This window comes from Clostridium amylolyticum (assembly GCF_900142075.1).
GTDB lineage: Bacteria > Bacillota > Clostridia > Clostridiales > Clostridiaceae > Clostridium_AA > Clostridium_AA amylolyticum.
In genome coordinates this window covers 496,789-523,075 of record NZ_FQZO01000001.1, presented here as the reverse complement: position 1 = coordinate 523,075, position 26,287 = coordinate 496,789, and the positions used below count along the sequence as shown (strand labels likewise).

The 26,287-nt window shown below is 32.0% G+C and carries 20 protein-coding genes; 2 read left to right on the top strand and 18 right to left on the bottom strand.

Going from position 1 to position 26,287, the window contains the following annotated elements; genetic code table 11:
* Positions 1–61 precede the first annotated feature (61 nt).
* The 3 genes from nifJ to BUA82_RS02440 all read right to left on the bottom strand — a co-directional run bounded on the left by nifJ (position 62) and on the right by BUA82_RS02440 (position 5,466).
* Positions 62–3,580, bottom strand: coding sequence for a pyruvate:ferredoxin (flavodoxin) oxidoreductase (gene nifJ, locus BUA82_RS02450; protein ID WP_073004312.1), 3,519 nt, complete (start codon positions 3,578–3,580; stop codon positions 62–64).
* Positions 3,581–3,648: 68 nt separating this feature from the next.
* The gene (locus BUA82_RS02445) at positions 3,649–4,077 is read right to left on the bottom strand and encodes a flavodoxin (protein ID WP_073004309.1); all 429 of its coding nucleotides are present in this window, start codon (positions 4,075–4,077) and stop codon (positions 3,649–3,651) included.
* Positions 4,078–4,392: 315 nt separating this feature from the next.
* Positions 4,393–5,466 (bottom strand): undecaprenyldiphospho-muramoylpentapeptide beta-N-acetylglucosaminyltransferase, encoded by a 1,074-nt coding sequence (locus tag BUA82_RS02440; RefSeq protein ID WP_178140675.1) that lies wholly within the window; start codon positions 5,464–5,466, stop codon positions 4,393–4,395.
* Between the two features lie 201 nt (positions 5,467–5,667).
* On the opposite strand from BUA82_RS02440, the gene BUA82_RS02435 reads away from it, so the two are divergent.
* Complete coding sequence (locus BUA82_RS02435; RefSeq protein WP_073004307.1) at positions 5,668–5,856, top strand: alpha/beta-type small acid-soluble spore protein; 189 nt, start codon at positions 5,668–5,670, stop codon at positions 5,854–5,856.
* 44 nt (positions 5,857–5,900) lie between these two features.
* On the opposite strand, the gene recJ is transcribed toward BUA82_RS02435, so the two are convergent.
* The 8 genes from recJ to BUA82_RS02395 form a co-directional block, all read right to left on the bottom strand.
* Positions 5,901–7,673, bottom strand: coding sequence for a single-stranded-DNA-specific exonuclease RecJ (gene recJ / locus BUA82_RS02430; RefSeq protein WP_073004305.1), 1,773 nt, complete (start codon positions 7,671–7,673; stop codon positions 5,901–5,903).
* Positions 7,674–7,693: 20 nt separating this feature from the next.
* Positions 7,694–8,908, bottom strand: coding sequence for a M16 family metallopeptidase (locus BUA82_RS02425; RefSeq protein ID WP_073004303.1), 1,215 nt, complete (start codon positions 8,906–8,908; stop codon positions 7,694–7,696).
* A 121-nt stretch (positions 8,909–9,029) separates the two neighbouring features.
* Positions 9,030–9,590, bottom strand: a complete 561-nt coding sequence (locus BUA82_RS02420; RefSeq protein WP_073004301.1) for a DJ-1 family glyoxalase III — start codon at positions 9,588–9,590, stop codon at positions 9,030–9,032.
* Positions 9,591–9,618: 28 nt separating this feature from the next.
* Positions 9,619–12,546 carry a DNA topoisomerase IV subunit A gene (locus tag BUA82_RS02415; protein WP_073004298.1) on the bottom strand — a complete coding sequence of 976 codons (2,928 nt, stop codon included), beginning with the start codon at positions 12,544–12,546 and terminating at the stop codon, positions 9,619–9,621.
* A gap of 15 nt (positions 12,547–12,561) precedes the next feature.
* Entirely contained in the window at positions 12,562–14,514 is a 1,953-nt protein-coding gene (locus BUA82_RS02410; protein WP_073004296.1) for a DNA gyrase/topoisomerase IV subunit B, read from the bottom strand.
* Between the two features lie 32 nt (positions 14,515–14,546).
* On the bottom strand, positions 14,547–15,590 hold the full coding sequence (mnmH, locus tag BUA82_RS02405; protein WP_073004293.1) for a tRNA 2-selenouridine(34) synthase MnmH: 1,044 nt from the start codon (positions 15,588–15,590) through the stop codon (positions 14,547–14,549).
* Between the two features lie 234 nt (positions 15,591–15,824).
* Positions 15,825–17,216, bottom strand: coding sequence for a glycosyltransferase family 2 protein (locus BUA82_RS02400; RefSeq protein WP_073004291.1), 1,392 nt, complete (start codon positions 17,214–17,216; stop codon positions 15,825–15,827).
* Positions 17,217–17,467: 251 nt separating this feature from the next.
* Positions 17,468–17,992 carry a 2'-5' RNA ligase family protein gene (locus BUA82_RS02395; protein ID WP_073004289.1) on the bottom strand — a complete coding sequence of 175 codons (525 nt, stop codon included), beginning with the start codon at positions 17,990–17,992 and terminating at the stop codon, positions 17,468–17,470.
* Between the two features lie 220 nt (positions 17,993–18,212).
* On the opposite strand from BUA82_RS02395, the gene BUA82_RS02390 reads away from it, so the two are divergent.
* Positions 18,213–19,505, top strand: a complete 1,293-nt coding sequence (locus BUA82_RS02390) for an MFS transporter (RefSeq protein ID WP_073004286.1) — start codon at positions 18,213–18,215, stop codon at positions 19,503–19,505.
* A gap of 76 nt (positions 19,506–19,581) precedes the next feature.
* Here the strand turns inward: BUA82_RS02390 and BUA82_RS02385 are convergent, their stop codons facing one another.
* From BUA82_RS02385 to BUA82_RS02355, 7 genes are all read right to left on the bottom strand, one after another.
* Positions 19,582–20,178, bottom strand: a complete 597-nt coding sequence (locus BUA82_RS02385; RefSeq protein ID WP_073004284.1) for a hypothetical protein — start codon at positions 20,176–20,178, stop codon at positions 19,582–19,584.
* Between the two features lie 67 nt (positions 20,179–20,245).
* The gene (locus tag BUA82_RS02380; RefSeq protein ID WP_073004281.1) at positions 20,246–20,866 is read right to left on the bottom strand and encodes an LPXTG cell wall anchor domain-containing protein; all 621 of its coding nucleotides are present in this window, start codon (positions 20,864–20,866) and stop codon (positions 20,246–20,248) included.
* Between the two features lie 12 nt (positions 20,867–20,878).
* Positions 20,879–21,421, bottom strand: coding sequence for a TasA family protein (locus BUA82_RS02375; protein ID WP_073004279.1), 543 nt, complete (start codon positions 21,419–21,421; stop codon positions 20,879–20,881).
* Between the two features lie 89 nt (positions 21,422–21,510).
* Positions 21,511–22,113: a TasA family protein gene (locus tag BUA82_RS02370; protein WP_073004276.1), complete on the bottom strand. Its 603-nt coding sequence runs from the start codon at positions 22,111–22,113 to the stop codon at positions 21,511–21,513.
* A gap of 12 nt (positions 22,114–22,125) precedes the next feature.
* Positions 22,126–22,683 carry a signal peptidase I gene (locus BUA82_RS02365; RefSeq protein WP_073004274.1) on the bottom strand — a complete coding sequence of 186 codons (558 nt, stop codon included), beginning with the start codon at positions 22,681–22,683 and terminating at the stop codon, positions 22,126–22,128.
* A gap of 14 nt (positions 22,684–22,697) precedes the next feature.
* Positions 22,698–24,542, bottom strand: coding sequence for a vWA domain-containing protein (locus BUA82_RS02360; protein ID WP_073004272.1), 1,845 nt, complete (start codon positions 24,540–24,542; stop codon positions 22,698–22,700).
* Positions 24,543–24,697: 155 nt separating this feature from the next.
* Entirely contained in the window at positions 24,698–26,008 is a 1,311-nt protein-coding gene (locus BUA82_RS02355; protein ID WP_073004269.1) for an AfsR/SARP family transcriptional regulator, read from the bottom strand.
* Positions 26,009–26,287 lie beyond the last annotated feature (279 nt).

The following is a 26,287-nucleotide window of genomic DNA, read 5'->3' as shown; positions in this document are numbered from 1 at the left end:
CGGATTCCTTAATAAACATATAAAATATTATATACATTTAAACAAATATCTTAAAATTATCTTAGAACTCCATCTTTGCTAATCTCTTGTAGTTTTCAAGTCTTTCTTTAGCGTCTGCTTCAGTTTTAGCAAATAAGGAATCTGCAGTTTCTGGATATGCTTTAGCTAAGGATGCATATCTTACTTCACCCATTAAGAATTCTCTGAAGTCTGCAGTTGGCTCTTTAGAATCCATTAAGAATGGGTTCTTGCCTTGATCTTTAAGTTGTGGGTTGTATCTGTACATTCCCCAGTAACCGCAATCTACAGCTTTCTTTTCTTCTAATTGAGTACATCCCATACCAGCTTTTAATCCATGGTTTATACATGGAGCATAAGCTATAATTAAGGATGGTCCTGGATAAGCTTCTGCTTCTGCTATTGCTTTTAAGGTTTGATTCTTATCAGCACCCATAGCAATTTGAGCTACATATACATATCCATAAGTCATAGCCATCATACCAAGATCTTTTTTCTTTGTTCTCTTACCGCTAGCAGCAAATTTAGCTATTGCAGAAGTAGGAGTTGCTTTTGAAGACTGTCCACCAGTATTTGAGTAAACTTCTGTATCAAATACAAGAACATTTACGTCTTCACCAGAAGCAAGAACGTGGTCTAATCCGCCAAATCCGATATCATAAGCCCAACCGTCTCCACCGAATATCCAGTGTGATCTCTTAACAAAGAAATCTTTATCTTTTAACATAGCAGCAACATGCTCATTTCCATTTTCTCTTTCAAGTAATGCAACTAGTCTCTCTGCTCTGTCTCTAGTTCCTTCACCATTATCTATATTGTCTATCCAATCTTGAAGAGCAGCTTTTAATTCTTCGCTTACTCCACTTTCTATAGCAGCTTTAGCTTCTACTGCTAATCTATCTCTTGTTGCTTTAACTCCTAAGAACATACCTAATCCATATTCTGCATTATCTTCGAATAGGGAGTTAGCCCATGCTGGTCCACGACCTTGAGCATTTCTAGTGTATGGAGTTGAAGGTGCACTTCCTCCCCAAATTGATGAACAACCTGTAGCATTAGCTACCATCATTCTATCACCAAATAATTGAGTTACAAGCTTAGCATATGGAGTTTCTCCACAACCTGCACAAGCACCTGAGAACTCAAGTAATGGTTGCTCAAATTGGCTTCCTTTAAGTGTTAATTTATTCATTGGGTTTTGTTTTGGTGCAACTTTTTCTGTAGCAAATTCCCAATTAGGTATTTCAACATGCTGGCTTTCTTGTGGTTTCATGATAAGTGCTTTTTGTGGAGCTGGACATACTTGTGCACAGTTTCCACATCCAGTACAGTCAAGAACGCTTATACCCATTGTAAAGTACATCTTTTCAGGTGTCTTAAGAGCTTTAGCATCCGCAAGTTTAAAGTTTTCTGGAGCATTGGTTTTTTCTTCTTCATTAAGAAGGAATGGTCTGATAACTGCATGAGGACAAACATATGAACATTGATTACATTGGATACATTTGTCTAATTGCCATTCAGGAACATTAATAGCTATTCCTCTCTTTTCAAAGGCAGCAGTACCATTTTCGAAAGTACCATCTTCCATGCCTATAAATGCACTTACTGGAAGCTTATCTCCTTCAGTTCTATTCATAGGTTCAACGATGTTCTTTATGAAAGAAGGAACTTCTTTAGTTTTAACTTCTTCATCTGCAGCATTTTTCCAATCTGCTGGTACTTTTATTTCAACTAAGGATTCAATACCTTTGTCTATAGCAGCGTTATTCATATCAACAACTTTTTGACCTTTTTTACCGTAGGAAGAAACTACTGCATCTTTTAGATATTTCATTGCATCTTCTACTGGTATTATATGAGCTAATTTGAAGAATGCTGATTGCATTATCATGTTAATTCTTCCGCCAAGACCGATTTCTTGAGCTATAGCTACTGCATTTAAAGTGTAGAATTGAATGTTGTTTTCAGCTATGAATCTCTTTATATGAGCTGGTAATTTTTCATTTAACTCTTCTGGAGTCCAGATAGTGTTAAGTAAGAACTTACCATTTTTCTTTAATCCATCAAGTACATTGTACTTGTATACATAGGATTGATTGTGACAAGCTACGAAGTCAGCTTTGTTTATTAAATATGGTGACTTAATTGCTTTCTTACCGAATCTTAAGTGAGAAACTGTTATACCACCAGATTTCTTTGAATCATAAGCAAAGTATCCTTGAGCATACATATCTGTATGATCACCGATGATTTTGATAGCGCTCTTATTTGCACCAACAGTGCCATCGGAACCCAATCCCCAAAACTTACAAGCTTTAGTTCCTTCTGGAGTTGTGTCTACATCTTCGCCATTTTCTAATGAAGTGTTAGTAACATCATCTACTATACTTATAGTGAATCTATCTTTTGGCTCTTCTTTTGCTAAATTATTATAAACTGCAATTATATGAGCTGGAACAGTATCCTTGGATCCTAATCCATATCTTCCGCCAACTATAACTGGTTGCCATTCTTTACCATAGAATGCATTTTTAACATCTAGGTATAAAGGTTCTCCAGCTGATCCTGGTTCCTTAGTTCTATCAAGAACAGCTATGCTCTTAACAGTTTCAGGAATAGCTTTTATAAGGCTATCAATGCAGAAAGGTCTGAATAATCTTACTTTAACTAATCCTACTTTTTCTCCATTAGCCATTAAATGATCTATAACTTCTTCTACTAGGTCAGTTACTGAACCCATAGCAATAATTACTCTCTCAGCTTTAGGATCTCCATAATAATCAAATAAGTTATAATGTCTTCCTGTAAGCTTTGTAATTTCATTCATGTATCCTTGTACAATTTCTGGAACAGCATCATAGAACTTGTTAGATACTTCTCTTTCTTGGAAGTAAATATCAGGGTTTTGAGCTGTACCTCTAGTTACAGGATGATCTGGATTAAGAGCTCTTCTTCTAAAGCTCTCTACATCTTCCATGTCTAATAAGCCTTTTAATTCATCATATTCTAAAACTTCTATTTTTTGAATTTCGTGTGAGGTTCTAAAACCATCAAAGAAGCTAACAAATGGTATTCTTGATTTTATAGCTGCTAAGTGAGCAACAGCAGAAAGGTCCATAACTTCTTGAACGCTACCTTCTGCAAGCATAGCAAATCCTGTTTGCCTTGCAGCCATTACGTCTTGATGGTCACCAAATATGTTTAATGAGTTAGCAGCAAGTGCTCTTGCACTAACATGGAATACTCCTGGTAATAATTCACCAGCAATTTTATACATGTTTGGTAGCATTAATAATAATCCTTGTGAAGCAGTATAAGTACTTGTTAAAGCTCCTGCTTGCAGTGAACCGTGAACAGCACCTGCTGCACCAGCTTCTGATTGCATTTCCATTACCTTAACTGGTTGTCCAAATATGTTCTTTCTTCCCTGTGCAACCCACTCATCAACATGTTCTGCCATTGGTGAAGAAGGTGTTATAGGATAAATTGCAGCAACTTCTGTAAAAGCATATGATATATGCGCAGCAGCTGTATTTCCATCCATAGTTTTCATTTTTCTCATAACGTAGACCTCACTTTCCTTACATGAAAAATTATTGAATATATTTCAGATAGAAAATATATTGTTAACTAAAATGTTGCTAATTTTTTACCTAATTCTTTTGCACGTTTTAATTCTTCTGGTGAAGGTGCCTCATTAACTGCAATTTTACCAATTACATTGAAGTTATAATCTTTCATCTTAGTTTCCCATTCTTCAATGAAATTGCCACCATCCCATCCGTAAGAACCAAAAAGCAGTACTCTCTTGTTATCATTTGGTAAGAGTTTGAATTGATTTATAAAAGGTTCCATCTGCTGCTGTTCAATTCTATTGTTATCCATAGATGGACTTCCAAAAGCTACAGCATCTGCAGAAGTAACATCTTCAACTTGAGCCTCATTAACATGTTTAATAGTTATTTCAGCTCCAGCATCTTTAATACCTTCTGCTATTGAATTTGCAAGCACTTCAACGTTGCCTCCATTACTCCAATAAACAATCGTTATTTTTTTCATAAATACCCTCCCATATATGTTAAAGTTGTAACAAAAAATTACTTGATAAAAATTAGCAATTTGAACCTACATTAATATTATATACTAAGGAAATTATTTTGCAAGTTGCATATTCCAGGAATACTTTATAACTAATAGTAAACCTTTTGTTAATATTCCATTTCATAAAGGTTTACATTATAAAATCCGTATATAAAATGTGCATTTTTTATTCAAATTTTATAAGTTGTGAATTATTTCTTGCTTTACATAAATAAAATGAATTATTTCATCTATATAATATTATCCATGAATTTTTACTATATAAATTTCGTTTTACTTTTTCATATAATTCATAATTACCTCAATTATATTATCCGTTCCATTTTTAGTTTTACTATTTTCCATAGCCTTGATATATTTGTCTCTATCTTTATAAACTTTTTTAATAGATTCTAGCAAAAACCCATCTCTTAACATTTCTTCTTGTATTACCATACTATAGCCTCTTTTTTCAAAGGATTCAGCATTTAGAACTTGATCTCCTCTACTAGCTTTTTTTGATAATGGTATAAGTATGTTAGGTTTCTTAAGTGCTAAAATTTCAAAGATAGAATTTGCTCCAGCCCTAGAAATCACCACATCGCTCCCTACCATAAAATGTGGTAACTCTTCATTTACATATTCATATTGCTTATATCCTACCTTATTATTTAAGGAACTTTCTATATTTCCTTTTCCACACAGATGTATTACATCAAAACTTTTTAATAACTCTTCTAGATTGTTTCTTATGTTAGAATTAATAATTTGTGAGCCTAGACTTCCTCCAATTATAAAAAGGATTGGTTTCATTCCTTTAAAACCAGTTATTTTAAGGCATTGATTTCTAGAGCCTTTAAAAAGTTCACTCCTAATAGGTGTTCCTGTAACTATTCCTTTATTTCCCTTAATATGTTTTAAGGATTCTGGAAAAGTTACACATAGCTTATTACTATAAGGTGTGCTAAGCTTATTGGCAAGCCCTGGTGTCATATCTGATTCGTGTGAAATTACAGGAATTCTATTTAAATATGCGGATATAACTACCGGTACAGAGACAAACCCTCCTTTAGAAAAAACTATATTAGGCCTTTCTTTTCTCATTATATTAATACATTGAAATACTCCTGCTACCACTTTAAAAGGATCAGAAAAATTTTTCATATCAAAATATCTCCTTAATTTTCCAGTAGATATTGAATAGTACTCTATACCTTCATTAGATATAATATTTTTTTCTATACCGTCTTTTCCACCTATATATTTTATTTCAAAATTATTTTCCTTAAGCTTTGGGATTAAGGCTAAATTTGGTGTCACATGACCAGCAGAGCCGCCACCAGTCATAATAATTTTATATTTACTCAAAGAATCATCTCCTACATAGGATTATATAATTTAAATATTATATTTAAATACATATGCGTCTATTAGAATTTTCATGTTTTTAACGAAGAAAGTCAATAATTGATATTGAATATCTTTCCTCTCCTTCCTCTATTTTAATATTATATATTCTTTCATTAAGGACAACATAATATCATAAAGAGGAAGAGGAGGTGAAACAAAATGACAAGCAGAAATAGAAAGTTAATACCTGAAGCAAAAAGCGGTTTAGCAAAATTCAAAAAAGAAGTTGCTAACGAACTAGGAGTTCCACTAAGCGATTATAATGGAGACTTAACTTCAAGACAAAATGGTAGCGTTGGTGGAGAAATGGTTAAAAGAATGGTAGAACAATATGAAAGAAATTTATAATCAGTAACAGGTATGGGATGTAACATCCCATACTTTTTTATATACTAAGCTAATCTTAAATTCTTTATTATTAACTGTATGTTCTTAAAACCATTATACTCGTTTATCGAAGGATAAAAGGTAAAATCTAAACTAATATTACAGAAGGACTTATCTATAATTTCATTTAAAATATCTTCCCCATATTCTTTTATAATCAATTTTTTAAACTCTTCTCCTTTATCAAAGGATATCGCCTCTATAAAAAGGTCTGAATTAGGAATCTTGCATCTCATCCTTATAATATTCTTTTCTTTTCCTATAAACCAAACTCTGTTTAATCTTATATCTTTTACAGCAAATAAGGGTGTTGGGTTTCCCTTTCCAAAAGGTTCAAATTTTTCAATTTCATTAATAAGCTCATAAGTTATATTATTTAATGGTATTGACGCGTCTATGCGCACTTTTGGTATTAAATCTTCACTGGTTAATTTACAATTTTCAATAAGTAGCATTCTTAATAAGTGTATATTTTCTTCTTGTAAGGAAAGCCCCGCAGCCATAGGATGTCCTCCAAATTTAACCATAAGGTGCTTTCCCTTTGAAAGTTCTTCAAACATATTATATCCATCTATGGATCTTCCCGATCCTTTAGGCATATCCTTTCCTTTTGTCAGAACTATGGTTGGAAGGTTATACTTTTCTTTTATTCTTCCTGCTGCTATTCCTGCTATGCTCTCATGAATATTGGGATTATATACCAAAATAATTTTTTCTTGATACATTTTTTCATGTTCAATGATTACTTCTAACTCATTAACGCTTTCCGTAGTTAAAAGCTGTCTCTCTACATTAAGTTCATGTAACCTTTTAGCCAAAGTTTCAGCTTCTTCCGTAGTTTCTGATAGCAGCAGCTCTAAAGCCAAATTAGCAGATTCTAGTCTACCCGTGGCATTTATCTCAGGACCTATTATAAATCCAAGATGATATGCAGTTATTTTTTTATTTTCTATTCCAGTTTCTTTAATTAATGCTTTTAAGCCCAAATTTTTAGTGTTATTAAGCATCATCAGCCCATTTTTAACTATAATTCTGTTTTCATCCAATAAGTCTACCACATCACACACTGTGCCAATAGCTGCATATTCTAGAAATTCATAAGCCTCTTCTTTATTTATCCCCAACCTTTCATAAAGGCAAATAGAAAATTTCAATGCTATACCAGCTCCACAAAGGTTTTTAAAGGGATATTCGCATTGACTTTGTTTTGGGTTGATAACCGCCTGAGCATTAGGAATTTTAAATACTTTTGCGCCTTCTTCTTCTACATAAGGTATATCATGATGATCTGTAACAACTACCTGAAAGCCTAACTTTACAGCCAGTTTCACCTGTTCAAAAGCTGATATTCCATTATCACAGGTTAAAATAACATCATAGCCCTGTTCTTTTAGTTTTACTATTCTATCACTATTCATGCCATAGCCTTCTTGCTCTCTATCTGGTATATAATAACTTACCAAAGCACCGCATCTTGTTAATGCTTTATACAGTATGAAAGTGCTAATTACACCATCGCAATCGTAATCACCATAAATAACTATTTTCTTTCTAGACATTATAGCATTTTTAATAATTTCAACACCTTTTAAACTATCCTTCATTAAAAACCCATCATATAAATCCTTTATATCAGCTTTTAAAAATTTATCAATAGATTTTTTATCTTTTAGTCCTCTATTTGCACATAGATTGGCTGTGAATTTGCTTATATCACATTCTTCACTTAAATTTCTTATATTAACTCCTGGATTTTTAATCATCCATTTTTCTATCATTAACACATCTTCCTCACATTCTACTTTATTACCTGCACAGCACCTTTATTAAATACCTTTTTAAGTACATCTTTTATAGATCTTTCCTCTATGTAATACTCTCCATTTATTTCTTTGAATAACCTATTTGAGTTACCATACATAATTTCATAAGTAGCCATCCTATTTGCTAAAACTATGGTTCTTTCCACTTCTAATGCTTTCTTTAAAGAAAATCTTTTCTTGCTTTTTTCTATATTAAAATTAACATTATCATTAATATGATGCTTAATAATATCATCTACTACTTTTAGTACACTTTCATAATATTCCTTTGAAGTACTTATAAAAATTGAAAAAAATCCAATACCTTTTTCAGCTTTCACTTCACTATATACTTCATAAGCCAGAGATCTTAAAGTTCTAATTTCCTCATACAAAATGCTGCTTACTCCACTGCCAAAATATTCATTAAATATATGAAGTGCATATATCTCTTGCTCATTTAAACCGGATATATCAAAAATATACTTAACTTTAACCCCATTAAAGCCCTCTTTATCTTCCATATATATCCCTGAATTAATACTATCCTGTATAATTTCATTTTTTCCAACAATATTGTAATCTTTGCAGTGCCAATTCTCAAAATACTTTTTTACTAAAGCTACAACCTCCTGGAAATCTTGTGAGCTTACAACGCTAATAACACAATTTTCCGGATTATAGTATTCATTATAAAATCTTTTTATTTCAGATATTTGCATTTCCTTTAAACTTTTTTCTGTACCTATAATAAGATTCTTAATTCTCTTAGTATTAAATGAGTTGTATAGTAAATTATCCTCACAATGCTGATCTAGGTCTTCTCCCCATTCTAACAGCTCTTGCAATATAACCTTTCTTTCCTCATGAAAACCTTCCTCATTTAATGAAGGATTAAGGAGAATATCCTGATATATTTCTAATGCTATTTCAAAATCATCATTTTTACAGGTTCCATAGTATATTGAATAAGGAAAATTAGTCATAGCATTACTAAAGCCAAAAATATTATCTATTGCCTCATTTATTTGTTTTTCATTTCTATTTATAGTTTCTTTAAAAACCATATGTTCTAAGGCATGGGCTATGCCTAAGCTGTAACCTTGTTCCATATTTGCTCCTGCTTCAAAACCTATACAAAAAGAGGTTAAGCTGCCAAAGGATCTTTCATATATAATCTTCAAACCATTATTTAACACAATTTTTTTCATCATATCACCTCAATTTTCATCAAAGGAATCTTCACCTTTATTGACATCAGCTAATTAGATTCTAGAGGAAAAAAACTCTCAGCACAAGTTCAAATTAATCAAACTGTGATGAGAGATTTTATTATTCTTTATCTATCATAGAAAAAAGCATTGAATTATATAAATTTTCTGCTTCTTCATTTAAGCCAAGTTTCCTTAAAATTGCAAAAGCAAAAGGTAGCGCTGTAGCTGGACCTCTGCTAGTTAATACATTTTCATCTTCTACTAATGTTTCTTCAGTGTATATAGAATTTCCTAACTTTTCTTTAAAGTCAGGATAAGATGTAACTTTCCTGCCTTTTATTATCCCAGCTTCTTCTAATATAATGGGAGCAGCACAGATAGCCGCAACTATTTTACCATTTCCGAAATATTCCTTCACAAGTTCTATAACCCTAATGCTATTTTTTAAATTTAAAGCTCCTGGCATTCCCCCTGGAAGCACTATTCCATCATAGCTATTAAGGTTAGGAGAGTTTAATGTTAAATCTGATAACACCCTTATTTCATGCGCACCTGTAACTTCTTCTTCATTTATAGAACACATATGGCAGTTAACTCCTGCTCTTCTCATGACATCAACCACAGTAAGAGTTTCAATTTCTTCGAAACCTTCAGCCAGCATAACTATAATACTCTTCATCTAATCACTCCTTAGCTTTTAAAAACTATTATTTGATTTTAACATTTTTTATATAATCATTCATCACTACTAAAAATGCGTTATTTCCTCTTCCTGCGCGGTTTTGAAGCTTTATATCCTCAATGCTTAATGTTTTAGATTCTTTACTACTTGTGGTTAAAGTTATTTCACCGTATCTAGTAGAAGTAATTGCAATTTCGCCCTTTGAGGTCCCTGTTTCAGGTATTGATTTGTTAATTACTGCTCCAAATACAACATAATCTTCTTCTTTAAGGCTTATCCCCATAACCCCAGATGCTACTCTTCCCATGGGATTTACATTAGTAGCAAGAAATTTTATTGCCATGCCTTTTGCCGTTACCATTATAAGCTCAGCATTCTCTGATGCACCAAATTCAATGGCCACTAATTTATCTTCTTCGTTCTTAAACTTATAGCTTTGTATTTCTGAATAATTCCCCTGAAAATCTTTAAACATAGTCTTTTTTACTAATCCCGATTTAGTAAAGAAGAATATACTGGTATCATTATTATAATTATCATATTTAAGTATATTTAGAACCGTTTCTTTAGAACTATCAAAATTGTCAGTAATATCGGATAAAGAAATATCCTTATCCTCTAAATTCTGAAACATGCCTACAGGAAGATTATATGTAGTTCCACTATCAGTAAATACCAAAATATTATCATTTGAGCTTACTGAAAGCTTCATATACTCATCTTTTTTATTTCTCTCATAAATCCTGATATTCCCCTTCTTATTTATTCCTAGAGTAAAGGTTGCAAATTTATATTCATTGGTAAAATCTACATTTATTATATAATCCTTTGCTGGAAGCATTATGATGTTAGTTGGCACTATATTTCTATCTGTTGCTTCAATGACAGGCTCTTCTATGGTAAATTCCAGAGAGTTTTTAGTAGTTATAGATAAAAATTGTTCTTCCCTTTCACTTTCCACCATTACAGCTTTAATAAGCTCTTCATCATCCTTCAATCTTATAGCAGATAATTTAGTATAATTGGTTTCAAACTTATCTAAAGCTGTCTTTTTAATATTTCCTTTGCTAGTAATAAAAATAAAATTATGAGGAGAGTGTATATTGCTTATAGGATATGCAGCCACTACTTTTTCTTGGTCTAGCTCCAATCCTCTAATTAGCGTATCTACTTTTTCTCCTTTGTCTTTCCATTTATATTCAGGAACCATATTGCCCTTTATCTGATACATATTACCCTTATTAGTAAATAACATAAGGGAATCCCTTGTGTTTGATTGGAAGATAAATCTCGCATAATCTCCTTCTCTATATTCAATGGCATCTGGTTCACTATTAGAACGATTATAAGTCTTTAAAGGAACCCTTTTAATAAAGCCCTCATTGGACAAGGTTATAACTATGTCTTCCACCACCACTAACTCTTCTATATCAATTTTAGCTTCACTTTCGTCTTCTATAATTTCTGTCCTTCTACTATCTTTAAACTTGCTTGTTACATCTAACAGCTCATTTTTTATTACCTTAATTAATTCTTTTTCATCCTTTAATATCTTTTGTAGCTTTGTAATAAGCTTTTGTAGTTCCTTATATTCTTTTTCAAATACTTTTATTTCTAATCCGGTTAATCTATAAAGCATCAGTTCTAATATAGCAGCTGCTTGAATTTCTGTAAAATTAAATTTTGAAATAAGATTATCTGAAGCATCTTTTTTAGACTTTGAAGCCCTAATCTCTGCAATGATTTCATCCATAATATCTATGGCTTTTATAAAGCCTTCAACTATATGAAACCTTTTTTCTGCTTCCTGAAGCTCTTTTTTTGTTCTTCTTATTATTACATCTTTTTGATGATTTACATAGTGCATAATAATAGATTTTAACCCTAAAGTCTGAGGCTTTCCATCTGCTAAAGCTACCATGTTAAAACTTACATTACACTGAAGATCAGTCCTTTTATATAGATATTTTAAAACCTTTTCCGCGGTTTCCTTATCTGTAGATTTTCTAAATTCTATAACTGCTCTTATTCCCGTTCTATCAGATTCATCTCTTATATCAATTACTGATTCTAAAGCCTTTGAATGTCTTTTATCCCCAGTCATTTCAGAAATATTCTGAAGAAGTTTTGCTTTATTTCTTCTATAAGGGAACTCGGTAATTACTATGCCTAATCGCCCATTTTCCAGCTCTTCCACCTTAGCTTTTGCTCTTAAAGTTACTTTTCCTTCACCGGTTTCATAAGCCGACAACAATGAATTTTTTCCAATTATAACTCCACCTGTAGGAAGGTCAGGTCCCTTAATATGTTGCATAAGCTCCTTAGTGGTTATTTCGCTATTATCCATATAAGCTATTACGCCATCTACCACCTCTTGAAGATTATGAGGAGGAATATTGGTAGCAAGTCCTACAGCAATTCCAAAAGCACCATTTACTAAAAGATTAGGATATCTTGCAGGTAAAACCTTAGGTTCCATTTCAGAATCTGAATAGTTAGGCACCATTTCCACTACATCTTTTTCAATATCTCTTATCATCTCCATGGCTATGGGAGCAAGTCTCGCTTCTGTATAACGCATAGCAGCTGCTCCATCTCCATCAATAGATCCCCAGTTTCCATGTCCATCTATCAGTGGATATCTGGTAGTAAAATTCTGAGCTAAGATCGTCATAGCATCATATACTGAAGTATCTCCATGAGGATGGAATTTACCTAGTATATCTCCCACTATCCTGGCAGATTTAAAATAAGGTTTATCTGGAAAAGCTTTAAGAAGATATGCTCCATACATTATCCTTCTGTGTACAGGCTTTAATCCATCTCTTACATCAGGAAGTGCCCTTTCCCTAGCTACTTCCACTGCATAAGGCAGGTAATTGTCTGGCATTGCCTCTTCAAGAGGGATAGAAATTATATTATTGTCCTTAGGAATGTTAACTTTCTTTGCCATTTATTCTTCTCCCCTTTAAAATTCAGCATACTTATACATATAGTTTTTTCTTGGCTCTACCACATCACCCATTAAAAGTGATACCATTTTTTCTGCTTTAGATGCATCATCTATGGTTACTTGATAAAGGGTCCTGGTTTCTGGATTTAATGTAGTGTCCCAAAGTTGTTCAGGATTCATCTCTCCCAGTCCCTTATATCTTTGTATAAGAGCGCCTTTGCCAATTTCCTTTTTTACAGCATTTAGTTCTTCATCACTGTAGGCATATTTTGAAATCTCACCATTTTTACTTTTCTTGTATACCTTATATAAAGGTGGTTGTGCTAAATAAAGATGCCCATTAGATATTAGCGGTCTCATATATCTGTATATATAAGTCATCCACAATGTCCTAATATGATATCCATCCACGTCAGCATCGCTCATTATTATTATTTTATTATACTTTAAATCTTCTTCCTTATAGTTGTCTAAAGTTCCTGTACCTATAGCAGTGTTAAATATCTTAAGCTCTTCACTAGCAAGGACATTTTCTAATTTTTGCTTTTCAGTATTCATTATTTTACCCTTGGATGGCATTATGGTTTGAAACCTTCTGTCCCTTGCTTGTTTAGCACTTCCTCCAGCAGAGTCACCCTCTACCACTATAAATTCATTAAACGTGGCATCTTTTAAGGTACAGACAGCTATTTTACCCGCAAGAGGTGCTGCCCCTTTACCTATTTTTTTCTTTTCAGCTTCATTTATTTTTTTTATTTTTTCTCTTCTTGCAGCTGCATCCAAGGCGTTGTTAATAATAGAAGTTGCAATTTCCTTATTATCTTCTATCCATTCGCAGAGTTTAACATAAGAGAGCTCATTCATCATAGTATAAGCTTCATTATTACCTAGCTTAGTTTTGGTTTGACCTTCAAATACAGGGTTTGAAACCTTGATTCTAACTATGGCTGTCATACCTTCTCTAATATCATCACCTTCAAAGTCCTTGTCCTTGTCTTTCAGCAAGTTTAGCTTTTTAGCCCACTCTTTAAAAGCTCTAGTCATTCCTGTCTTAAACCCTGCTTCGTGAGTTCCCGATTCAGTGGTGGGTATATTATTTACATAGCTGGCTATATAATCTGTAGTGGAGTCAGTAAATTGAATACAAACTTCTCCATACATGTCAATGCCACCTATAGTTTTTTCACCTTGAAAAAGTATAGGTTCTTCATGAAGGGCAGTTTTTGACTCATTTAGATAATTAATAAAATCTAAAAGCCCATTTTCAGAGTAATATTGTTTTATAATGGGTTCTTCTTTTCTGTTGTCAATAAGTTCTAATGTTATACCTTTATTTTGAAAAGCTAACTCTTGAAGCCTTTCGTCTATTATTTCATATTTAAAATCAATGGAAGAAAACACTAGCTTATCTGGTAAAAAAGTAACTTTAGTTCCGTTTTTATCTGTTTTACCCACGATTTCTAGCTTAGTCACCGCTGTACCCGGCATGTTTTTCTTTAAAGATTTATCATAAGCATACTCAAATCTTTGCTTATATATATTTCCACTTTGATAAACTTCTACCTCTAACCATTGAGAGAGAGCATTCACCACTGCAGCTCCTACTCCATGTAATCCACCAGAGGTTTTATAATTCTTATTATTAAACTTACCTCCAGTATGAAGCTCTGCAAATACCATTTCCACCCCAGATTTCTTTTTTATAGGATGAATTCCTGTAGGTATCCCTCTTCCATTATCTATTATGGTTACGGATTTATCTTTATTCAAAACCACTGTTGCTTTATCACCATATCCGTTAGTTACCTCATCTATAGCGTTATCCAATATTTCCCATATACAATGATGTAACCCCTTACTACCTGTAGAACCTATATACATTCCCGGTCTTATCCTAACTGGTTCCAATTTTTCAAGAGAGGTTAAACTATTTACATCATATTCTTGAGTTAATTCTATATTTTCCATAATTACCTCCTAATCTAAGCAAAGCCTCATCTTTAATTATTCTTTAATACCTCTTCATTAAACCACTTATAAATCTTTTCAGCACCTTCATCTAAATTATCATAAAAACAGTTAAATTCAAACTTATGTTTTTTCATGGAATTCATATACATAGGATCATAGTAGTTTATCATAAGTGCCTCAGCAGCTTCCTCAAATCTTTTCTCTCTTACCATATTTTCGTATATAGTTATATTTTTTTCACTTATATGCTTTTTCATTACTTCTAAGGCTTCAATGATTTCTGCCTCTGCATTATTACATTTAGTATAATCTTCCACTATAATATTAATTCTATTTTCTAATGAAGTATCTAAAAACAAATGGTATCCTCTATCCATAGAGTCCCATATGCATGGAGGAATTATTATCTTTCCTATTCTCTTACTTTCCCCTTCAACAAACACATAATTGCTATTTTTATTTCGCAGCTCCTCAAAAACTAATGATTCAAATTGCTTTTGACTATTACATTTACCAATGCCTACGCTTCCTAAAAGAGATCCTCTATGATTTGCTGCCTTTTCAAGATCTAGAATATTAAGCCCTTTATCTTTTAACTTATAAAGGAGCTTTGACTTTCCAATTCCAGTTTTACCATGTAACACTATATATGTTATATTATCATTAACTTTAGGCAGTTCAACATTTACATATTCTCTATACCCTTTATACCCACCTTTTAACCTCATGGTATTTAAACCTAAAGCACTGGTGAGGGAATATATACTTCCACTTCTCATTCCGCCTCTAGCACAAAAGAATATAACTTTTTCATATTTCTTGCTGTAGCGCATTATATCTTCATATATCTCTGGAAGCCTTTTAGAAGCAAACTCAACCCCTAATCTTCTTGCCTTTTCAACGCTTTCTTGTACGTATACTGTACCAATTATTTCTCTTTCATTATCTAAAAATAGTGGTATATTAACGGCTCCTGGAATAGTAGCTTCAGAAAACTCTTTAGGACTTCTTACATCTATTAGTACATAATCATTGTAGTTTAAAGTTTCTTCGTATTTTATCGTTTTATACATTGGTCCTCCATGGTAGTTTGCTTTTTTAAGCAGATTTTATCAATTTATTAATATAATAAGCTAATTAACTTAAAAAATCCGTTAGAAAGATTATTACCTTTTCTAACGGCAATGTACATTAATTAGTATAATACTTAAACCAAAGGCTGTCAAACATGTGTTCTTATTGCAGCTTTACTTTAAAATTATAACATATAATTATATAAAAATAAATAACCTAGCAGTTATGCTAGGTTAAACATCGTAGATTCCTATTTGTCTAACATGCTTAGTATGATTCCACTCTTTGTTGTTTTTGTTTATAATCCCTTGAATGGTTATAGGAATCCATGTTAGTGTGTAAAAACCATATAATAGATATCTAATAAACAAAAGACTTTGTTTTTTACCAAAAATCAAATAACTCAATATTATGGAAACAATTAAATAAATTCCATTGGCTAATAGTATAATAAAAATATTTTGTGTTTTTTGTATAACATAACCTATTAATATTATGTGAAGTGAATATGCTCCTAAGAAGGCAAAAAACCTTTTATTTATCTTATCCTCTAAAAGCATTACTAAAGGGGTGAGCAAAAACTGCATTATGCTAAACACCTTCCAACCCGTATTGCTGAATAAAGCATTTACTGTAAATATGCTTTCTGCATCAAATAAAGTCCCTTTCATTAGGGTTAACACTAATGATATTGCTAGCATTAAAGTTACGAAAGGCTGTATAACATATAAAGCACAATCAAAAGCTATAAAATCACCTTTAGATAAAGCCTTTTTTATTAGAGGCATAAAAAATCGTGAAGCTACATCAGCAAAACCTTGCATCCATCTTTTTCTTTGATGCCAAGATTGTTTTAGTGTTAATGGCTTTTCATCATATACTACAGCTTCATGAGCCCATCCAACTTTATGTCCATTTAAAACTAATTTACAGGTAAACTCCAAGTCTTCAGTTAAACAAGTTGCCCCCCAGCCTAACTCTTTTAGGATTTCTGTAGCCATAACAAAACCAGTTCCTCCTAATTGATTTGATAAACCTAAATTAACTCTTCCCATTTGGAACATTCTATTAGCTGACCAAAAAGCTATGGAATAGGCTTCTGTTATCCATGAATCATCTGGATTTTTGCTATCGATATATCCTTGTACAACCTTATACCCTTCACACATTTTAGAATTCATTTCATTTAAAAAATTAGTAGATACTACATTGTCTGCATCAAATATAGCTATAGCATCATATTTTTTGTTCATTTTAAATATCTTAGCAAACATCCATTCTAAAGCAAATCCCTTGCCTCTGTTTTCTTTGTTAACCCTTTCAAAAACCTTTGCTCCACATTTTGTAGCAATTTTTGCAGTATTGTCAGTGCAATTGTCTGCAATAACAAAAATATCATATAATTCTTTAGGATAATCCAGGTTATTAAGACTATCAATTAAATTTTTAATTACTAACTCTTCATTATGAGCTGCAGCTATTAGGGCAAAACTCTTTTCTGGTGCATGTAATTTAGGTTTCTTCTTTTTATATAATCCCACTAATGAGATTACAAGATAATATACTGTAAGCACAAACACAAAAATTTGAAATACAGCTGTAATATTATAAAATATATTTTTCATTTGTTCCTCCTAATTTATCTTAAGTTATTTCGGTTAACAGTATAACATATAAGTAATTTCCCACAACTATTAACGGAATTTTCAAATATGTTTACGTTTAAATCTGTATTTCTCCAATATAAGTATTCCCAATTGTTATAAATAATAACAAATTAATGCCACCTTAGTATGAATTTATATTTAACTTTTTATAAATAAAGAATAATTACTTGTGCATAACATAGCACAAGTAATTATTCTTTATTTTATATTCATATCATTTTGTATTCTTTATGTACTTTCCATGTCACATTTTCCCATTTATAAATGGTAACATTATCAAATTTACAATGAAATTCACAGGGATAATCATTAACATAATTCCAAATTTCATCAAACTTATCTTGTATTTTCTTAGAGGTTACAGTGACATGAAATATTTTATCTTTTCCTTCACCTTTTTTAAACTCTATGTCCTTGCAGGATGATATAACCTCTATTAGCTCATCATAGATCTTATACCCTTCCTCGCTCATTAAAACCTTCATATATATTACTCGGTTATCAAAATGTGAATAATTTTTAATATCATAATTAGAAGCACTATGCCTTTTAGAAAAATCATATAGAACCTTCTCTATATCCTCTATATTATCTCTTTCAAAAGGAGCTTTGATAGTAAAATGCGCTGGAAGTTTCGAAGACTTTGCCTTAAATGCCTTAAATACTTCTTTCCTTAAATTATCATTGAAATCCCCTGCTTCACCATTGACCTTAGACACAATGACATACCTCAATTTAATCACTTCCTTCTACTACAATATATTTATTTTATAATTATCATTCCCTATATAATAATTATATCAACTTATATAGCTAATTTTTTGAATATTTATTTTAATGGATATTTTAATAATTTTCTTAATATAATCTTAACTGATAAATGATATAATTATTTATAATGTAAATTTTATTACTCTGCCATTATAAAATAATCATAACTAGGGGGGAATTTTTATGAGCAAATTTAGTAAAGCAGAAAAAAGCTGGGTGCTTTACGATTGGGCTAATTCAGCTTATACCCTTACTCTTACCTCTACTATTCTTCCACTGTACTTTAAATCTGTGGCTGAACAGTCTGGAGTGTCCGCGGCTAATTCTACAGCCTATTGGGGCTATGCCAATTCTTTTTACACTTTAATTTTAGCTATATTAGCTCCTATTTTAGGTACTATAGCTGACTACAAAGGCTTTAAGAAGAGATTCTTTACTATCTTCTTTAGCATTGGTGTAGTATTTACCTTATTTTTATCCTTTATTCCACCCTATATGTGGATGTTACTTCTCGTATTTTATATTTTTACTGCCATAGGTTTTTCCGGAGCTAATATATTTTACGACTCCTTTTTAGTAGATGTAACCACTGAAGAAAGAATGGACAAAGTGTCTACAGCTGGTTTTGCCTGGGGATATATAGGCAGCACCATACCCTTTATAGTATGTATGGCTATTGTAATTCTTTCTCAAAATAAGATAATACCCCTTTCTATGGCTGGTGCCAGTAAAACTTCTTTTGTGCTTACCGCCATATGGTGGGGAGTATTCACTATTCCCATTATTAAAAACGTAAATCAGGTTTACGGAATTGACGTAGAGCCAAATCCTGTATCAAAAAGCTTTAAACGTTTAGGTAAAACTTTTAAAAATATTAAGGATCATAAAGCACTATTTATGTTCCTTCTTGCTTATTTCTTTTATATAGATGGTGTAGATACCATAATTAAAATGGCTACTTCCTACGGTTCTGACCTGGGTGTTTCCAGCACTAATTTGCTTATCATCCTTTTAGTCACTCAATTTGTTGCCTTTCCATTTGCATTAATTTATGGAAAGCTGGCTGAAAAAATAGGAACAAAAAAAATGCTCTATGTAGGAATAATAATATATACCTTTATATGTATTTATGCTTATTTTATGAAAACCACCTTAGATTTCTGGATTTTAGCCATGTTGGTGGGAACCTCACAAGGCGGTATACAAGCCTTGAGCCGTTCTTACTTTGGCAGGTTAGTACCTAAGGAAAACTCTAATGAGTTCTTTGGCTTCTATAATATTTTCGGTAAATTCGCAGCGATTATGGGACCATTTCTTGTGGGTATAGTGGCTATGACCACCGGAAAAACAAATTATGGGGTATTCAGTATAATAATCCTATTTATCATAGGTGGAATAATCCTAACCTTTGTACCAGATTCTAAAATCGATAAACCTCTTTCCATGCAAGAAGGTATAGAATCTGTAAAGCCATAAAGTTTTTAATAGATGTTAAAAAAGAATGCCTTTAATTATGAAGGCATTCTTTTTTATACTATACTAAAGCTACTATTTAAGCTTCTAAATTCATAGTGTTATTATTAGGTTTGTTTTTGTATGCTTCTATCTTTTTATCTATATTATGTACTGAACTCTTAAAATAAACTTCTTCATTATTACCATTTTTCATTTCATTAATAGTGTGTTTTATCTCTTGAGAAGATACTTCCAGCTCATTTTTTTCTTTATTTTCTACCATAATTATATCCTTAAACATATTATATATATCTATTTCTTTGGTATTACATAGTTCATATAATTTTGCTATGAAGTTATAGTTTTTTACTTCCTTAAGCTCATAATTAATGGCTCTAATATTCTTCTTGGAGTTTATATTATATTTGTACCAGTTCAATATCATAATTTCTTCTGTGGTCTTATCATATAGTATTTTACCTCTATAGATAAATTTATGTAGAAGCTCCATTACTTTTCCCTGTGTTAAATCTAATTCTATAGAAGCCACTAAAGATGAGAAACTATATATCCCACATTGATTTGTGCGAGAGTTAGTAAGTAGATACATATAAAACAACTTTTCTTCAGTATTTAAGCCTAACACAAAGTTATCCTGCCAAAAACTGCTTTGAAGTCTTCTATAATTAGCCAAATTATCACCTCAATTATAGTTATTTAAAATATTCATATATTCTTGAAAAAATAGCTAGGAATAATTCCTAGCTATTTACTTCATTTCTTCTTGCAAGTAGCTTTCTTACTCCATATAGTATGGATATAAGACCCAATAGATAAATCATTGCAGTAGCTGTTTCTCCGGTTTTTGGTAAGTTACCTCCGGGGCTTGCCACCTCTGTTGCAGTAAATATCCATTGCATTTTAATATCTTTACCCTGATATCTATTATCTGTTTCTGCTCCTGGAAGATATGCATTTATATCTATTTCTTTGCTATCTCCTTTAGAAAACTCTCCTAGATAAAGATTACTTGGAGTAAACCCTCCTATATTACCACTGAATAATTGTCCATTCTTATAATTGACTGTAATTTGAAGCTTTTCGAACAAATCTCCTTCTAAATCCACTGGACTAGTCTTTTTAATGGTTAAGTATAACTTTATCTTATTATTAGCGGTATTTTTAATGGTTATTTTAGAATTTTCCTTATCACCAGGATTCATATTCTTAATATCAAAGAGATTCTTCTGGGTTATTATTAATCCTTCTGGGTCTCCTGAAAGTTCTATTACTTCTGCAGAGGCATTGACTTTTATAAGGGATAGTATAAATATAAATGAAAGTACAAAGGTTTTAATAAAATTCTTATAACATTTCTTCATAAATTCTCCTCCTTAATTCCATGGAAGGGAATTTAAATTCCATATTTGTTTATACATATCATTGGATGCCTGTACCGCTTCTCCATAAACCCTTAACTTTAATCTTTTACCCTTATATTGGCTGATTGTATCTTGGTTATAGGATACAGTTAGCTTAAGCTGAGGCTCCGTAAGCTCCCCTGGATTTAAAATACCTTTATAATAGTAGAACCCATTAGAAAGAACCCATTTCCCATTTGAAATATTATCCAAAGTGATTATTACATTGTCAGGATTTAGTGAGGTATCAACCCATTTACCATTCACTTCTTCTTGCCATACAGGTACTACTTTAACCCTTACATAGGATCTTTTCGTCCCAGTATTTTCTATCTTAATTTCTTTTATGGGGGGGTTGAAATTCTCGTGGATTTTTATATCTACTGTACCAGCTTTAAATGCACCTTCAGTTGCCTTACTATCTGTAAAGTAAGCTAGTGTATTAAATCCCATATTTACTAACAGTACAGTAACTACCAGCATCAAAAGCTTTAATATTAAATTTTTCTTTTTCAAAGCATCCCCCTCCTTTTCAATATTTTTTTATTAGATAACTTTATTTTCCTAAATTCTTTCCTTATGCTCATAGTCTAGTAACTATAATATTAAGGAGCAGGTGTAAATGCTTCTAATTGATTTAAAACTGGGTCTGGAATATTCCAAGCACTCTTTATAGCACCATTGGAAGCTTGTATAGCATCGGCTTTAACCTTCACAGTAAAAGTTTTTCCTTGATACTCATTACCTGTTGAAGCACCGTCAAGCCTAACATTTAATTTTAGATTAGCAGCAGTTTCTGGATTTACAATGTTCTTGTAGTAATAGAAGGTACGAGAAACACCATTTCCATCATCATGAGTTGATTTAATCCAATTAGCATCTGGGGTTATGGTTACATTGCTATTAGCAAGTTGTGTATCTAACCATTGCATGCCACTAAGCTCTACTCTAACATAAGCTCTCTTAGTTCCAAGGTTAGGAACTAAATAATCAAAATCATTAGAATCACCAGGATTCCAGTTCTTTATCAGTTCTAAAGTCTTATTATTTACGTCTTCTTCACCTTTTAATATTCCTATTTTTACTGTACCTGCTTTAAAAGTTGCATCGGTTTTAGCTTCTCCTGTAAACCAAGCTAATGTTCCGCCTAGTACTAAACCTAAGGATAATGTTACTGCTGCTATGCTAGCAACTAATTTCTTTTTCATATATAATTCCTCCTAATTTTTCTTTTTTAATAGTTTTATTATTTTTGAGGATTCTGAAACAATTAAGAATCCCCCTATTAGAATTGCCATAATAATCAATCCATTCCTACCTCTAAGCTTTGCCATTATTCTCCCCACCATGGGAATTGAAACTTTCATCACTCCCAGTACCTGTTCATAAGGCACTTCTCTTGGGTCCTTTACTTCATTAGCATCGCCTTTAGTAGTATATAGCACCTTAGAAGACTCTTCTCTAATACCCACTACTCTATGAGTAGTAGCATCTTTGCTATCTTTATCTTTAAAGGTAATGACATCATTGACCTTTATATCTTCCACAGCTGCCTTCTTATCTATTATTAAGCTGCCAGCATTAAAAGTAGGGCTCATGCTGCCGCTTAACACTATATACATGCTATATCCGCCGATGGTAGGTGGTTGATTTTTACCCCTATTGGCCAAGGTAAAATAGAAAAGTACTAATGAAATAAACAATAGAAGAGCTATTAGAATATTACCTATAATATTTATTACCTTTTTAGCTGTGTATAACTTCTTACTTGATTCCATATAACTCTCTCCTATTATTTAATCACTGGGAAAATATTGTCTACTTTTTCATTGTCAGTAAATCCACCTGGTTTTTTTACCTTAAGGGTTATAATAACTTCTTCATTTCTATTGCTTTCTGATAACAAAATGCTTCCTGTAGAGGTAATATCTATACCAGTCTTATTCTTTATGCTTATGAGCTGATAATACTCAGATATATAATCTGGTAATACGGAATAATTTCCTAAAGGTAATCTGGAGTAATTCTTAATTTCTCTGGGGCTTTGAATGATATTCCATCTTTGCCCATTAACTGCTGTGGCTTTTAGATAAAATTCATCCTCTATGCTGTTAGATATGTCATTACCATTCTCATCTAAAACTATTATCTTAACCTTGAACTCTCCAAACTTTTGAACCTTCAAGGTTACTTGATCCGTGGCCACACATCTACCAAAGAAATCTCTTACTTCTACCTTATATTCTGTATCTTCAGCAGGAGTTACAGTTGGATTACTTACTGAAGAAAATTCATTCCAATTAGCAGTCCCTGCCTTTCTAGAGAACCATTTATAAGTGTAGCTACCAGTAGTATTTAGGTTATTATCTATCCATGTTACAGTGCCATCCGGTAAAGTTGTCCAATTCATACTTGTACCAAAACCACCTATAGCTGTGGGGTTACCTCCAAGTACTACGCTGTCCCCTTCATTTACCGTTCTATCTGATCCCGCTTCTGCCCTTAATGCAGCTGGAACCTTTATCTTTGGCATTGGGAATATCTTTTTCTGAGAGGCATTATTAATATCTTTATAACCAACCTCTGCATTTTTATTGGTGAATATCATCTCACCATTACTTCCTCCGTAGCTATCCTTTGCCTTTACGTTATAGGTTAATTTTTTAGATTCATTACCTAAGGTTCCCAAATTCCAAGTGATGGTTCCTGTGGAAGAATCGTATAAAACACGGTTTTCAACTCCTCCTAAGGCTACTGGAACCCCATCTATCTTAAAGCTGTTGGTATCTAAGGTAAAATTGTTTCTTATTTCATCAGAGAGTATATCTTTTATCACCGCTTCTTTAGCTGCATAGTTAACAGAGTTGGCTATTTTCAGGTAAATCTCTGTAAGCTGAGCTGATGTAGCTGAATCATAATAATTTCCTGGACTTGCTATTTGAGTTAATGTGTTTACAGCGGTTTGCTTATCTTCAGCGTTTAACCCATTAAATAGCCCTACAGTAAATACCAAATATCCTCTGTTTTTTGATGTAGCAGCCTCATTAATTGCCTGGGTAATTGGATAATTAGGATTATTATTTTGAGTTGGTCTATTGGCTATTCCATCAGATAATAATACTATGGATTTTGCAGCATCTGCTCTTGCACCCGCTAATACTTGATTAGCTTTTACAAGTCCGTCATAGATATTGGTACTCCCATTTGCATTTAAGCCATTAATAGTGCTATTGATATTATTTAAGTTGTTTGTAAGAGTTCTACCTATAGTTGCATCACTACTAAAACTCACTATAGAAATACGATTATTAGAACTACTCTGTATTATCTGTTGAGCAAATGCTTTAGCAGCATTCTTTGCACTGGTCATTCTTCCATCGTTATCCATACTTCCTGAGCGGTCTATTACAAGAACGATATCTAGAGGTTTAGGTGTAGGATTTCCTTTTAAGGATAATTCCACCTCATAAATCCTTTCGCAAGGGCTTACAAGCTTAGCCTTCTTATCCACCTCTACCACCTCCGCAGCAGCAGGTGCTGCAGCCAAAGAGGATATACCTGTTAAAGTAATTAGAATAGGAATTGTTACCAGCACTAAAAGAGATCTAATTAGAGATATCTTTCTAATATTTCTCACCTCCCCTTCTAAGCAATTATTAATGTTATGTAATATAATATATCACCTAATAGTTTCATTTTAGTTTTATACTAGTTTTATATTGGTTAAATTTTATGAATTTTTAGAATTTTCCATAAAAATAAAGAAAGGTACTAAATAGCACCTTTCTTTATTTAAATTATAGTGAAATCTATGGTTAAATATTCTAGATATTTTTTTTCGCTCTTATCAATAAAATTCTTCAATAATCGTTTTTTTACTATATCCCAATTTTCTTTAGGTATATCATATAAGAGAATTAGTATTTCACCTTTTCTCTCCTCATTATCTATGGAAAAGACATCGCCTTTTCTAATGGTATAATCCACCGTATCCACTAAAATGTCATACACTGTGAAAAAATCACTTCCTAAATAAGGACTCAAAGTGACTTTCATCAAAGCGCTTCTAATACCGCTAGTTATGCTAAGATCTTTTTCAAGCCTAAACATCTTATTAAAAGCTTCCTTATGACAAGCTCTTGACTTATGGGAAGGTGATCCTTTAACTTCCTGCAGTTTTATGTTATTATCTCTCATTAAAGTAGCACTAATATCGCTAAAGCTTATAATATCTTCATTTATATTATTAAAAGTCTTAGATTTTGCCCTTAATGCCTCGTGTATTATTTCTTGCAATTCCATCATAACTCTAGAAGGCATAATATCTAGTTCCTTATGAGATTTTTCTTCTACATATTTATAATGCTCCAAAGCTTCTTTATATTTTCCCTGCTTTACCAAAACATCAATAAATTCCACATGAAAGCTTTCTTCTAAAGGTTCTATCAGCATAGCCTTTTCTAGTATATCAAGAATCTCCTTTGTATAATTGAATTTTTTTAATATCATTACAGTGCTTTCCACTAAATCAACGTATAATCTCTTATAGTAATTTCTTATAGGTAATATCCATTGATCACTAGGCAGATTGTCAATAAAATGATTTTTATAAAGTTCTAGGGTATTCATCCTTAGTGTTAAATTTTCTTCACCAACACTAATATCATTTTTAAGAACATCTATATTCTTTTGAAACTCTTCCAGATCTAAAAAATAATTTCCATTTAGTTTAAGCATATAGCATCCATTCTTAAATACCAGTTCCATGAATTCTTCTAATTCACTGTGACATAATTCAAAACTTATCTCTTTAAGAATCTTTCTTAATCTAAAAATTTGTCCTTTTATGGCGTTTTTTGAATCTTGATATTCCCTATCGTCCCATAAATTTTCTTCTATAGACTCCACACTTAAAAGCCTATTCCTGTGGGTAATTAAAAATCTGAACAAAGTAAATATTTTCGGGCAAGTATTAAACTTATAAATAATAGGTTTTCCCTTATATTTAACTTCAAAATGGTCAAAGGTATAAATCTCTAATGGATAATTATATATTATTTCCTCTTCATAAGTATTATAGAATCCTACTCCTTGCCAAATCAAATATCCTCACTCCTTAAATTATATTTACATACAGTATCCTCCTTCTTTAGTTAAACCCATGAGCTAATCTTAAGTAACTTACAAAAATGATAATCACTATACATTTTCCCTAAAAAATGTATTTATCTAGTTAAAATCTATAATAATTATTATTAATATGCTTGTCAATCATTGTTTATTACCTTATTTCAGCAATTTACTGCAATACATTTAAAAAGTGTCAAAATATTCCATAAAATGTAACTACCCCAGGGGTGATACCATAAAATGGTATCACCC